Origin of the sequence: Mesorhizobium sp. M0060 (assembly GCF_040323155.1) — a bacterium.
Lineage (GTDB): Bacteria > Pseudomonadota > Alphaproteobacteria > Rhizobiales > Rhizobiaceae > Mesorhizobium.
In genome coordinates this window covers 382,165-394,205 of sequence record NZ_JAMYUP010000001.1, presented here as the reverse complement: position 1 = coordinate 394,205, position 12,041 = coordinate 382,165, and the positions used below count along the sequence as shown (strand labels likewise).

At 62.6% G+C, this 12,041-nt stretch carries 12 protein-coding genes; 6 read left to right on the top strand and 6 right to left on the bottom strand.

Annotated features, from left to right (window positions below; genetic code table 11):
• Positions 1-39 precede the first annotated feature (39 nt).
• From NKJ94_RS01845 to NKJ94_RS01825, 5 genes are all read left to right on the top strand, one after another.
• Positions 40-1,188: an acyl-CoA dehydrogenase family protein gene (locus tag NKJ94_RS01845; RefSeq protein WP_352522683.1), complete on the top strand. Its 1,149-nt coding sequence runs from the start codon at positions 40-42 to the stop codon at positions 1,186-1,188.
• 75 nt (positions 1,189-1,263) lie between these two features.
• Positions 1,264-1,659 carry a RidA family protein gene (locus NKJ94_RS01840; protein ID WP_352522682.1) on the top strand — a complete coding sequence of 132 codons (396 nt, stop codon included), beginning with the start codon at positions 1,264-1,266 and terminating at the stop codon, positions 1,657-1,659.
• 243 nt (positions 1,660-1,902) lie between these two features.
• Positions 1,903-2,694, top strand: a complete 792-nt coding sequence (locus NKJ94_RS01835; protein WP_352522681.1) for an ABC transporter substrate-binding protein — start codon at positions 1,903-1,905, stop codon at positions 2,692-2,694.
• A 108-nt stretch (positions 2,695-2,802) separates the two neighbouring features.
• Positions 2,803-3,477, top strand: coding sequence for an amino acid ABC transporter permease (locus tag NKJ94_RS01830; protein WP_352522680.1), 675 nt, complete (start codon positions 2,803-2,805; stop codon positions 3,475-3,477).
• 78 nt (positions 3,478-3,555) lie between these two features.
• A complete protein-coding gene (locus tag NKJ94_RS01825) occupies positions 3,556-4,848 on the top strand; it encodes a cysteine desulfurase-like protein (RefSeq protein ID WP_352522679.1) in 1,293 nt (430 codons plus the stop codon).
• Here NKJ94_RS01825 and NKJ94_RS01820 read toward each other — a convergent pair.
• The gene (locus NKJ94_RS01820; RefSeq protein WP_352522678.1) at positions 4,779-5,651 is read right to left on the bottom strand and encodes an NAD(P)H-dependent oxidoreductase; all 873 of its coding nucleotides are present in this window, start codon (positions 5,649-5,651) and stop codon (positions 4,779-4,781) included. The two genes, NKJ94_RS01825 and NKJ94_RS01820, sit on opposite strands and share 70 nt — an antisense overlap.
• Positions 5,652-5,744: 93 nt before the next feature.
• Between NKJ94_RS01820 and NKJ94_RS01815 the strand changes: the two genes are divergently transcribed.
• Positions 5,745-6,665 carry a LysR family transcriptional regulator gene (locus tag NKJ94_RS01815; RefSeq protein ID WP_352522677.1) on the top strand — a complete coding sequence of 307 codons (921 nt, stop codon included), beginning with the start codon at positions 5,745-5,747 and terminating at the stop codon, positions 6,663-6,665.
• 22 nt (positions 6,666-6,687) lie between these two features.
• On the opposite strand, the gene NKJ94_RS01810 is transcribed toward NKJ94_RS01815, so the two are convergent.
• The 5 genes from NKJ94_RS01810 to NKJ94_RS01790 are packed head-to-tail and all read right to left on the bottom strand — an operon-like array spanning position 6,688 to position 11,972.
• On the bottom strand, positions 6,688-7,518 hold the full coding sequence (locus NKJ94_RS01810) for a dipeptide ABC transporter ATP-binding protein (protein ID WP_352522676.1): 831 nt from the start codon (positions 7,516-7,518) through the stop codon (positions 6,688-6,690).
• Positions 7,515-8,390 carry an ABC transporter ATP-binding protein gene (locus tag NKJ94_RS01805; RefSeq protein WP_352522675.1) on the bottom strand — a complete coding sequence of 292 codons (876 nt, stop codon included), beginning with the start codon at positions 8,388-8,390 and terminating at the stop codon, positions 7,515-7,517. Before NKJ94_RS01805 ends, NKJ94_RS01810 begins: the two co-directional genes overlap by 4 nt.
• A gap of 4 nt (positions 8,391-8,394) precedes the next feature.
• Complete coding sequence (locus NKJ94_RS01800) at positions 8,395-9,312, bottom strand: ABC transporter permease subunit (RefSeq protein WP_352522674.1); 918 nt, start codon at positions 9,310-9,312, stop codon at positions 8,395-8,397.
• 1 nt (position 9,313) lies between these two features.
• Positions 9,314-10,321 (bottom strand): ABC transporter permease subunit, encoded by a 1,008-nt coding sequence (locus NKJ94_RS01795; RefSeq protein WP_352522673.1) that lies wholly within the window; start codon positions 10,319-10,321, stop codon positions 9,314-9,316.
• Positions 10,322-10,379: 58 nt separating this feature from the next.
• Positions 10,380-11,972, bottom strand: a complete 1,593-nt coding sequence (locus tag NKJ94_RS01790) for an ABC transporter substrate-binding protein (RefSeq protein ID WP_352522672.1) — start codon at positions 11,970-11,972, stop codon at positions 10,380-10,382.
• Between the last annotated feature and the right edge of the window lie 69 nt (positions 11,973-12,041).

Genomic DNA, 12,041 nt, shown 5'->3' with positions numbered 1-12,041 from the left:
TGGACAGGTTGGCAGGCCCGAAGCAGAGCGGAGGCAGTCATGCCTGACCGATCCTTCCTCTCCTGGCCGTTCTTCGAGGACCACCATCGTGAGCTGGCCGAGCGGCTGGAAGCATGGTGCGCGAAAAACCTGCCGGTCTCGCATGACGATGTCGACGCCGCCTGCCGCGAGCTGGTAGCCAAACTCGGCCAGGACGGCTGGCTGAAGCCGACTGCACTCGACACCGAAAACTCTGGGCCGCTCGACGTGCGGACGCTGTGCCTCACGCGCGAGACGCTGGCCCGGCATGACGGGCTGGCCGATTTCGCCTTCGCTATGCAAGGGCTCGGCACAGGCGCACTCAGCCTGTTCGGCACGCCCGACCAGCAGCGCTGGCTGGCGAAGACGCGCGCCGGCAAGGCGATTTCGGCTTTCGCGCTGTCGGAGCCGCGCTCGGGATCGGACGTCGCCAATATGGAGATGACGGCAACGCGCGATGGCGACAGCTACGTGCTATCCGGCGAAAAGACCTGGATCTCCAATGGCGGCATCGCTGATCTCTACGTCGTTTTCGCCCGCACCGGCGAGGCGCCCGGCGCCAAGGGGCTTTCAGCTTTCATCGCGCCGGCCGAGACAAAAGGCCTGACCATCGCCGAACGGCTGGAGGTGATCGCACCGCACCCGCTCGCCCGCCTGTCCTTTGACAACGCCCGCGTTCCAGCCTCGGCGCTGATCGGCCGGCCGGGCGACGGTTTTCGCATCGCCATGTCCGTGCTCGACGTGTTCCGTTCGACTGTCGGCGCAGCGGCGCTCGGCTTTGCCCGGCGCGCGCTGGACGAAAGCATCACAAGAGTGGCCGAGCGCAGGCTGTTCGGTGCACCCATGGCCGAGTTGCAGATGGTGCAGGGCCACATCGCCGATATGGCGCTGGATGTCGATGCCGCCGCGTTGCTGGTCTATCGTGCCGCCTGGACCAAGGACATGGGCGCGGCTCGCGTTACCCGCGAAGCCGCTATGGCGAAGCTGTTCGCCACCGACAAGGCGCAAGAGGTGATCGACAAGGCTGTGCAGCTGCATGGCGGCGACGGCGTCCGCAAGGGCCATATCGTCGAAAGACTGTATCGCGAGATCCGGGCACTGCGCATCTACGAGGGAGCGTCCGACGTGCAGAAGGTGGTGATTGCACGGCAAGTGATGGGAGCGGCCTGAGACCGGAGTTTGTGTGGAAGAATTGATTGTCTTCGAGTTTTGAGTGACCGGATTTGAGCATTGGGAGGCTTTGATATGCACACCATCCTGCAGCCGGAAGGCTGGGCGAAACCCGTCGGCTACGCCAATGGCGTCGCCGCGCGTGGGCAGCTTGTCTTCGTCGGCGGGCAGGTCGGCTGGAACGGACAGGGCCGCTTCGAGACCGACGATCTTGTCGGCCAGGTGCGGCAGACGCTGGCCAATATCGTCGCCGTGCTCGCCGAGGCCGACGCCAAGCCGCAGCACATCACCTCCATGACCTGGTATTTTACCGACAAGGCCGAATATCTGGCCAATCTCAAGGGAATCGGCGAGGCCTATCGCGAGGTGATCGGCCGGCATTTTCCGGCGATGGCCGCCATCCAGGTGATGGCGCTGGTCGAGGATCGCGCCAAGGTGGAGGTCCAGGCTACGGCGGTTATTCCGGACTGACCCGCATTCCGCGAGGGGCGGTAGGCCTGAAACACCGGCCCTTGGCGCCTGCAAGCTCGTCTGCCTGGCATCACGCGGCAATTTTTTAAGCTTAAACTTTCGCCTTGAAAAGCGCCGTACTTTGGATAGCATCCGATGTCTTACGACTGCCGTGCCGGGAGGGCTTTCCGGCAGTCCGGTCAATTGGCGCATCAAAAACCGTGCGGGGCCAAACCCGCCCGATCACAACCAGAGGGAACGAAAATGAACTTCACCCGTCGCAACCTGCTACTTCTTGCGGCCGCCATCGGCATCGCCGGCGGCCCGGCCTATGCCGAAGGCACGCTGAATGTCGGCGCCTATCCGACCAATCCGCCTTTCGAATACAAGAACGAGAGCGGCACATTCGAGGGTTTCGAAGTCGACATCATCAACGAAGCGGCAAAGCGTATCGGGATGACCACTGATATCGCCGACCTCGGTTTCCAGGCGCTGTTCGCCGCCACCACCTCGAAGCGCATCGACGTCGCCATCTCATCGATCACGATTACGCCGGAGCGGCTGAAGTCGCAGTCGTTCACGCAGCCCTACTATGATTCCGACATGGGCATCGCCGCGAAGGCCGACAGCCCAATCAAGGCCGAGGCCGACCTCAAGGGCAAGATCGTCGGCGTGCTGTCCGGCTCGACTGGCGAAGCCTGGGTCAAGGCGCACCAGGAAGCGGACGGGTTCAGCGAGGTGAAAGGCTACGACACGCAGCAGAATTTGCTGCTCGATCTCGGCTCCGGCCGCGTCGATGCGGCGGTCAGCGACATTCCGGGCCTGGAATATTCCTTCACCAAGATGAAGGATCTCGCCGTAAAGCAGCGTATCAAGACCGGCGAGCAGTACGGCCTGATGATGACCAAGGACCACCCGCTGCTCGGCAAGCTGAACGACGCGCTGACCGCGATGAAGACGGACGGCTCACTCGCCGCGATTCACAAGAAGTGGTTCGGCAGCGACGCACCGGCCGATTCCTCGACCGTCAAGGAAATGCCTATGCCGAAGGCCTGAGAGGCAGTTCGCGCTTAATGTCGTGCCGGCTTTCGATGCCGGCACGATTTCGGATTTCGGGCTTGGGCTCGAGCGTCGCGGGACGCCAAACGTTTCGGGAATGCTGCGATGTCGCTGCTGGACACCTTCTTCAACGCCGACGTCATGATCTCCAGCCTGCCGGCGCTGCTGCGCGGTTTCCTGAACACGCTGCTGCTCGGAATCCTCAGCATCGGCATCGGTATTCCCGTCGGCCTGGCGATCAGTCTAGTGCGGCTCTATGCGCCAAAGCCATTTCGGCTGCTGGCGGTCGGCTACATCGACATCTTTAGGGCGATGCCGGTGCTGGTCGTGCTGATCCTGATCTACTATGCGCTGCCGTTCCTCGGCATTCGCTTGTCGTCGTGGACCTCGGCGGTGCTAGCCTTCGCCATCATCATGGCAGCCTATTCGGCCGAGGTGTTCCGCTCCGGCATAGAAAGCATTCCGCGCGGCCAGTTCGAGGCGGCGCAGGCGCTTGGCCTGCCGTTTTTGCTGACCCTGCGCAAGGTGGTGCTGCCGCAGGCGATCCGCGTGGTCATTCCGCCGATGACCAGCAATTGCGTCTCGATGTTCAAGGATACCTCGCTCGCCTCCACGGTAGCATTGCCTGAACTGCTGAAGGAAGCGACCAACGCGCAATCGCTCTATGCCAACCCCTCGCCGCTGATCGGCGCGGCGCTGGTCTATCTCATCTTTCTCTGGCCGATGGTCCGCCTCGTCAGCCTTCTTGAACGCCGCTTCCAGACCGAAAAGACCCGCTGAGGTCGCCAACGATTTCCATCCGCCAATTCTCCCAAATATCAACTTTCCTATCCGTCAGGCACTTCGCAGGAGACGACCTTGAACCAGCATCAGATTTCGAAAACAGGCGACGCTGTAGCTTTCCCGGTCGAGAAGATCCGCGCCATGTTTCCCGCCCTGCAGCAGGCCGGCGACTTCGTCTTCATGGACAATGCCGCCGGCGCGCAGATTCCGCAAAGTGTCCTCGACGCGGTGACCAACCACCTGGTCGCGCATAATGTGCAGCGCGGCGGCCGCTATGGCCGCAGCGTCACCGTCGACCAAGCGGTCGCCGGAGCGCGCGAAAGTGTGGCCTTACTGATCAACGCCACCAACCCGGCGGAGATCTGTTTCGGCATGAACGCCACCTCGTTCATCCGCCTGGTCAGCCTCGGCGTCGGCCAGATGCTTTCTGAGCGCCCAAATGGGGAGCGTGACGAGATCGTCATCACCGACATGGACCACGATGCCAACATCGCGACGTGGCTGGCGCTGGCGCCCGCCGGCGCCAAGTTCAAATGGTGGCGGATGCGCGAGGACGGCAATCTGCATGTCGACGATTTGCGCCCGCTGGTCTCCGAGCGTACCCGGCTTGTCGCCTGCACGGTGACGGCGCATTCGATCGGCTCGATCGTCGACGTTGCTTCCGTGGCTGGGATCGCGCATGCGGCCGGCGCCGAAGTGTTCCTCGACTGCGTGCATTACGGCCCTCACGGGCTGATCGACGTGCAGGCATGGGATTGCGACTATCTGGTCTGCTCCGGCTACAAGAATTTCTCGCCGCATATGGGCTTCCTGTGGGGCCGCTTCGAAACGCTGAAGCGCTTGCCGACCTTCCGCGAGGATTTCATCCCCGACGAGCCGCCCTACAAAATCGAGGCCGGCACCTTCATCTACGAGAACGTCTCCGGCATGGATGCCGCGGTGCGCTATCTCGAATCGATCGGTCGCAATTTCTTGTCCGAGAACAACAGGTCGCGACGCGACAACATCGTCGCCGGCATGAATGCCATCCGCGACTACGAGCAGGTGCTGGCGCGCGAAATGCTGGCGGTGCTCAAGGATTGCGGCGCGACGATCTACGGTGTCGCCGACGAGGCGCGCCTCAGCGAGCGCGTGCCGACCTTCTGTTTCAACATCGGCATGCTGTCGCCGCAGAGGATCGTCGAGGAAATGGCCGAGATGCAGATCGGCATTCGCGACGGCCATATGTATGCGCCGCGCCTGATGAAGCGGCTCAACCTCAGCATGGACAGCGGCGCCGTCCGCGCCTCGCTGGTGCATTACAACACGATCGAGGAGGTCCGGCGCTTCGGCGAGGCGCTGCGTGCCATCATCGCCCGGCTGTCCTGATCGGGCTGTCCGGCTGCGCTTGCGCCGTTCTGGTGGAGCGCGAAGGCGGTTGCACCTGGGTTCTCCAGGCCGGGGCGCAACTGCATGCTTGGGATCAGGTAATCGCCGCCATTCTGCCGCCGATAAGGAATGGGCCGGATTGTCTCGAGCGTCCGCATCCTTTCGCGCAGCCGCGCCGCGACAGGCTCGAAATCGGCCTCCCCAAAACGGTCCACTCTGTAGACCACGAACGGCGGAAGCACGTCGTAGCCCGGATAATAGAGGATCCCGTGATTGATCGGGAACAGCAGGTCGTCGATCGGGCCGTTGACGCCGCGGGCGGAATAATGCTCCTCCCAGCCGCCGGTGGTCACGATCAGCATCGCGCGTTTGCCGGCGAGCGTTCCCTCACCAAAGCGGTCACCCCACCGCTTGTCGCTGTGCTCGCCGACACCATAGGCGAAGCCGTAGGCGTACACCCGGTCGACCCAGCCCTTGAGGATCGCCGGCATCGCGTACCACCACAGCGGGAACTGGAGGATCAAGGTGTCGGCCCATAGCAGCTTGTCGATCTCCGCTTTGACGTCTCCGGTCAGCGTGTTGGTTGCGAAAGCCTTTTTGGAGGCCCCAGCCGGCAGGAAGCGTGCTTCGAGCGGCCACGACGGAAAGTCGGCACGGTCCACCTCGGCTTTCCAGCCATCGGCATAAAGATCCGACACCCGCACTTCGTGGCCTTGGGCCTCGAGTTCCCTGATGGCGACGTCACGCAGCGCGCCGTTGAGCGAACGCGGTTCAGGATGAGCAAAAACAAGCAGGACTTTCATGGGTCTACTCCGCAGAAGGACGATAGATACCAAAGGTAGCCAGCCGTGGGCTGATCCGCTATATGTATATAATGTATAAGATTATGCCGAATAATGGATAGATCGGACGTCACACTCGAGCGCATGCGCACCTTCGTTCGCGTCGCCGAGCGCGGCAACCTCTCGGCGGTGGCGCGCGAACTCGGAGTTGGGCAGTCGACGGTCACACGACAATTGCGGGAGCTCGAGGAGGCCGTCGGCGTGCCCTTGCTCAGCAGGACCACCCGGCGTGTCACGATGACCGATGAAGGCAGCCGTTACTATGCCGACAGCGTCCAGATCCTGCGCCTCGTCGAGCAGGCCGGCGATGAGGCGCGGGGCACGCGCGGCGCGTCGGCCGGCACGATCCGGATATCCTGCACGGCCGCGCTCGGGGTCTTGCACGTCAGCCGGCTGATCTTCGCCTTTCAGGACCGCTATCCCGATATCGGCATCGATCTTAGCCTCACCGACGAGCGCATCGACCTTGTACGAGAGGGCGTCGACATCGCGCTTCGCCTCGGTCCGCTCACCGACAGCTCGATGAAACTGCGGGCGCTCGGCCTGTCCCGGCGTTTGCTGGTGGCGGCACCAGCCTATCTGGCGGCGCGGGGCAGACCGGCTGTCCCGCAGGATCTGCCTGGCCATGAAGGCATCCGGATGTCGAACATCGCGGGAAGCGACACGCTCGCCCTGCAGGGGCCGGGCGGCGAACGCTTTGCGGTGCCCTTTGGCGGTCGATTTCGGGTCGACCATGGGCTTGCCGCACGCCAAGCCCTTGTCGCCGGACGCGGTATCGCCCCTGCCCATCACTGGCTCGTCGACGATCTTCTGGCGGCCGGCCGGCTGGAAATGGTCCTGCCGGGCTATTCTCCGCCTCCCGTCCCGCTGAGCATGCTGATCGTTCCGGAGCGTGCGGGCATTGCCCGGGTGCGGCTGCTGGTCGACTTTCTCGCCGAGCGGATCGCCGGCATTTCGGGGATCGAGAAGCAGTAGCCGGACGGCAAACCTCGCCGGATCAGGCGGCCCTCTTCTTCGCCAACCTTGCCTTGATACTGGCGACGTCGGCACGCGGCGTCGCCGCGAACAGCGTCTTGGTATAGCTGTGTTTGGGGTCGGCGAAGACCTCGTCGCGCGAGCCATATTCGACCGCTTCGCCGAAATACATCACCATCACATCGTCGGCGATATAGCGCACCACCGACAGGTCGTGACTGATGAAGACATAGGTCAGCTGAAACTCATCCTGCAGGTCGGCGAGCAGATTCAGCACCTGCGCCTGCACCGAAAGATCAAGTGCCGAGACCGGCTCGTCCAGCACCAGAAGGCTGGGGTTGAGCATCAGCGCGCGGGCAATGGCGATCCGCTGGCGCTGGCCGCCCGAAAACATGTGCGGGTAGCGATTATAATGCTCGGGGCCGAGACCGACCTTCTTCAGCATCTTCATGGCGAGATCGCGCCGCTCGCCGGCCGTGCTGTCGGTGTTGATGAGCAGCGGTTCGCCAAGCACGTCGCCGATCTTCTGGCGTGGATTGAGCGAACCATAGGGGTTCTGGAAGACGATCTGCACCTTGCGGCGCATTTCCTTCGACAGGCCGTCCTTGGCGATATCTACTTTCTTGCCGTCGATGAAAAGCTCGCCGGAGGTCGCCGGGTCGATAAGGGTGATGATGCGGGCCAGCGTTGACTTGCCGCAGCCGCTCTCGCCGACGATGGCCAGCGTCTTGCCCTTGTCGACGCTGAACGAGACGCCCTTGACCGCATGAACGGTACGGGAGGGGCGGAAAAGCCCGCCGCCGACATGATAGTCGCGCACGATGTTCTTGCCTTCGACTACCGTCACGCTCATGAGGCAGTTCCCCCTGCGGATCGCGCTGCGACTACAGACGGAGCCGGCTCGAACAGCATGTCGGAAACGGTCGGCAGCCGGTCGCCGACGGCGTTTTCCGGCAGCGCCGAGAGGAGCGCGCGCGTATAATTGCTCTTCGGGGACTCGAACAGCGACAGCACGTCGGCCTCTTCCATCTTGCGGCCCTTGTACTGGACGATGACCCGGTCGGCGGTCTCGGCAACCACCCCCATATTGTGGGTGATCATGATCAGGCCCATGCCGTATTTGGCCTGCAGGCCGACCAGTAGATCGAGGATCTGCTTCTGGATGGTGACATCGAGTGCCGTGGTCGGCTCGTCGGCGATCAAAAGCTTCGGATTGCAGGCGATTGCGATGGCAATCATGACGCGCTGACACTGACCGCCCGACATCTGGTGCGGGAAGGAGCCCAGCCGTTCTTCGGGATCGGCGATGCCGACCAGCGTCATCAGTTCGATGGCGCGCGCCCGGCGCTGGGCACGGTCCATACCCATATGGAAGCGCAGCACTTCTTCGATCTGGAAGCCGACGGTGAAGCATGGGTTGAGGCTGGCGACCGGCTCCTGGAAGATCATCGAGATGTCCTTGCCGACGATCTTGCGCCGCTCGGACGGGCCGAGCTTGAGCAGGTCGATGCCGTCGAAGGCCATGCGGTCCGCCCTCACCGTCGCCGTGTTGGGCAAAAGCCCCATCACCGCCAGCATCGCCACCGATTTGCCGGAACCGGATTCGCCGACAATCGCCAGCACCTCGCGCGGTTCGACCGACAGGTCGATGCCTTGCACCGCCATGAACGGCCCGGCGGCGGTGTCGAAGGAAACGGTGAGGTTCTTGATCTCGAGAAGAGGCATCGGATTATGACCTCTTCAGCTTGGGGTCGAAGGCATCGCGCAGGCCATCGCCGATCAGGTTGATGGCAAGCACAGTGATCAGGATGGCAAGGCCGGGGAAGGTCACCACCCAAGGCGCGCGCAGGATGAACTCGCGCGCCGAAGCGAGCATTGTACCCCATTCGGGCGTCGGCGGCTGCGCGCCGACACCGAGGAAGCCGAGCGCCGCAGCCTCGAGAATAGCGTTGGAGAAGGACAGCGTTGCCTGCACGATCAGCGGCGCAAGACAGTTCGGCAGGATCGTCCTCACCATCAAGCGAAGGTGGCCGGCACCGGCCACCTTGGCGGAGATCACATATTCGCGGTTCTTTTCCGCCATTACGGCGGCGCGGGTGAGACGCGCAAAGTGCGGCTGCAGCACCAGCGCGATCGCCAGCATGGCATTGAACAGGCCAGGGCCGAGGATCGCCACAAGCACCAGCGCCAGAAGCAGTGACGGGAAGGCCAGGATGATATCCATGATGCGCATGATCAGCGTGTCGACCCAGCCGCGGAAATAGCCGGCGAGCACGCCAAGCACGATGCCACTGGTCAACGAGAAGACAACGACGACCAGGCCGATGAACAGCGAGAAACGCGCCCCGAAGATCAGTCGCGAAAGCATGTCGCGGCCGACCGCATCGGTGCCGAGCAGGAACAACGATTTGCCGCCTTCCTGCCAGGCAGGGGGCGCCAGCAGCGAATCGCGAAACTGCTCGTCAGGCGAATGCGGCGCGACGAACGGCGCAAAGATCGCCACCAGCACCAGCGCCGAAAACACGACAAGGCCGATGACGGCGCCGGTGTTCATCGAGAAGTAGTGCCAGAACTCGGCGAAAGCCCGTTGCCTGCCGCCGGTCGGGATGGAGGCAGCGGTGGCTTCGGCGGCGGATTCGTCGGTCATCTCACTGCACCCGGATGCGCGGATTGATGACGGCGTAGAGCACGTCGACGATCAGGTTCACCGCCATAACGATCAGCGCGATGATCAGCAATCCGCTCTGGACGACGACATAGTCGCGCTTGCCGATGGCGTCGACCATCCATTTGCCGATGCCGGGCCAAGAAAAGATCGTCTCGGTCAGAATGGCGCCCGCCATCAACGTCCCGACCTGCAGGCCAATGGTGGTGACCACCGGGATCAGCGCGTTACGAAAAGCGTGCAGCCCGATGACACGGCGCGGCGCCAAGCCCTTGGCGCGCGCGGTGCGGACATAGTCCTCGCCCAGCACCTCGAGCATCGCCGAGCGCGTCTGGCGCGCTATGACGGCGAGCGGGATCGTCGCCAGCACGATCGACGGCAGGATCAAATGGCTGACGGCGGACTTGAAAGCGCCGCTCTTGCCGGAGATCAGGCTGTCGATCAGCATGAACCCCGTTGTCGGCCTGAAGAAATACTGCAGGCCGATGCGGCCGGAAACCGGCGTCCAGCCGAGATAACCGGAGAAGAAGATGATGAGCAGCAATCCCCACCAGAAGATCGGCATCGAATAGCCGGTCAGCGCGACACCCATCGTCGCCTGGTCGAACCACGAGCCGCGCTTGACCGCAGCGAAAATGCCGGCGGGGATGCCAAGCAGAATGGCGATGATCAACGCCACCGTCGCCAGTTCCAGCGTGGCCGGAAACAGCGCCTGGAATTCGCCAAGCACTGGCCGCTTGGTGGCAATCGATATGCCGAAATCGCCGGTCAGGACCCTGCCGATATATTCCAGATACTGGATGACATAGGGCCGGTTGTAGCCAAACTGCTCGATAAGCTGCGCGTAGCGCTCGGGGCTGACACCGCGCTCGCCGGCAAGGGCCAGGATCGGATCGCCCGGCAGAAGCCGGACGAAAGCGAACGCCGCCAGCGATATGCCGAACACGGTCGGGATGATCAAGGCGAGCTTGTGGAGTAGATAACGGAGCATCTTGCTTCATAGAACGGCGGCGCTGGGAGTCCAGCGCCGCCGTTCAATTTCTCAGGACTTATTCGGTGACGTCGACGCCGTCAAACCGGTGAATGCCAAGCGGGTCCATAACGAAGCCCGAAACCTTCTTGTTCATCGGCATGAAGACCTTGGAGTGGGCGATGGTCAGCCACGGCGCCTCACGCTTGAACACGACCTGGGCTTCCTCGTAGATTTTGGTGCGCTCGGCGACGTCCGTTGTCGCCTTGCCCTTCTTCAGCAGGCCTTCGAATTCCTGGTTGCACCAGATCGCATAATTGGACTGGCCGATGGCATCGCAACCGAGCAGGAACAGGAAGTTGTCGGGGTCGCCATTGTCGCCGGTCCAGCCCAGCTGGAAGGCGCCGTCGCGATCCTTGGCCTTGCCGCGCTGGCGGTACTCGGTCCATTCGTAGCTGACGATCTCCGCCTTGACGCCGACGGCGGCGTAGTCGGCCTGGATCAGTTCGGCGACACGCTGGGCGTTCGGGTTGTAAGGGCGGCTGACCGGCATAGCCCAGATCTTCATCGACAGATCCTTGACGCCCGCGTCGGCCAGCATCTTCTTGGCCGCCTCTGGATCATAGGGATCGTCCTTGATGTCCTTGTTGTAGGACCACATGGTCGGTGGGATCGGGTTGATGGCCGGCGCGCCGGCGCCCTGATAGACCGCGTCGATGATCGCCTTCTTGTTGACCGCCATGTTGAGGGCCTTGCGGACCTCGACCTTGTCGAAGGGCGGCTGCGTCGTATTGTAAGCCATGTAGCCGATATTCAGGCCTTCCTGCTCGTCCACCTTGAGGTTCGTGTCGGCCTGCAGTCCGGCGATGTCGGCCGGCGCCGGGTACGACATGATATCGCACTCGCCTGCCTTCAGCTTCTGCGCGCGCACGGCCGGATCGGGCGTGATGGCGAAGATCAGATCGTCGATCTTCTGGCGGCCGCCATAGTAGCCGTCCCATGCGGCGTAGCGGATGACCGCATCGACCTGGTAGTCGACGAACTGGAACGGACCGGTGCCGACCGGCTTCTGGGTGAACTGCTGCCTGGTGCCGGCCTTGTCGAGCTGGTCGGCATATTCCTTGGAGACGATCGAGGCGAAATCCATGCCGAGGTCAGGCAGGAAGGCGACTTCAGGCTTGTTCAGAACGAATTTCACGGTCAGGTCGTCGACCTTGACGATTTCCTTCAGGAGATCGGGGAAGCCCATGCCGGTGAAATATTCCCAGCCGGTGCCTTCCAGATAGCTGTACCACGGGCTTTCTTTCTTCCACTGGCGTTCGAAGGAAAAGATCACGTCGTCGGCATTGAGGTCGCGAGTCGGCGTAAAATAGTCGGTCGTCTGGAATTTCACACCCGGGCGAAGCTTGAATGTATATTCGAGACCGTCGTCGGAAACCGTCCAGCTCTCTGCGAGGCCGGGCGAAATGGTGGTCTTGCCATGCTCGAACTCGACCAGGCGCGAATAGATAGTGCGCGACGAGGCGTCGAAGTCGTTGCCGCCGCTCCATGGCGACGGGTCGAAGCCGGCCGGCGATGCCTCCGAGCAATAGACCAGTTGTTTTGCATTGGCCATGCCGCCGAGGACGCTTGCAGCCAGCAACGCGGCTGCAAAAGTCAGTTTCTTTTTCATTGAGCACTCCCTGATGTTCTTCCAAGCCCCTCTATCAGGCTCGCGAAGCGCGCATATAAGCACCGTTTT

Bases quoted from the DNA above. Each gene is read 5' to 3' on its own strand.
- NKJ94_RS01845 (WP_352522683.1), top strand. From the start codon at position 40: ATGCCTGACCGATCCTTCCTCTCCTGGCCGTTCTTCGAGGACCACCAT.
- NKJ94_RS01840 (WP_352522682.1), top strand. From the start codon at position 1,264: ATGCACACCATCCTGCAGCCGGAAGGCTGGGCGAAACCCGTCGGCTAC.
- NKJ94_RS01835 (WP_352522681.1), top strand. From the start codon at position 1,903: ATGAACTTCACCCGTCGCAACCTGCTACTTCTTGCGGCCGCCATCGGC.
- NKJ94_RS01830 (WP_352522680.1), top strand. From the start codon at position 2,803: ATGTCGCTGCTGGACACCTTCTTCAACGCCGACGTCATGATCTCCAGC.
- NKJ94_RS01820 (WP_352522678.1), bottom strand. From the start codon at position 5,651: ATGAAAGTCCTGCTTGTTTTTGCTCATCCTGAACCGCGTTCGCTCAAC.
- NKJ94_RS01815 (WP_352522677.1), top strand. From the start codon at position 5,745: ATGGATAGATCGGACGTCACACTCGAGCGCATGCGCACCTTCGTTCGC.
- NKJ94_RS01810 (WP_352522676.1), bottom strand. From the start codon at position 7,518: ATGAGCGTGACGGTAGTCGAAGGCAAGAACATCGTGCGCGACTATCAT.
- NKJ94_RS01805 (WP_352522675.1), bottom strand. From the start codon at position 8,390: ATGCCTCTTCTCGAGATCAAGAACCTCACCGTTTCCTTCGACACCGCC.
- NKJ94_RS01800 (WP_352522674.1), bottom strand. From the start codon at position 9,312: ATGACCGACGAATCCGCCGCCGAAGCCACCGCTGCCTCCATCCCGACC.
- NKJ94_RS01795 (WP_352522673.1), bottom strand. From the start codon at position 10,321: ATGCTCCGTTATCTACTCCACAAGCTCGCCTTGATCATCCCGACCGTG.
- NKJ94_RS01790 (WP_352522672.1), bottom strand. From the start codon at position 11,972: ATGAAAAAGAAACTGACTTTTGCAGCCGCGTTGCTGGCTGCAAGCGTC.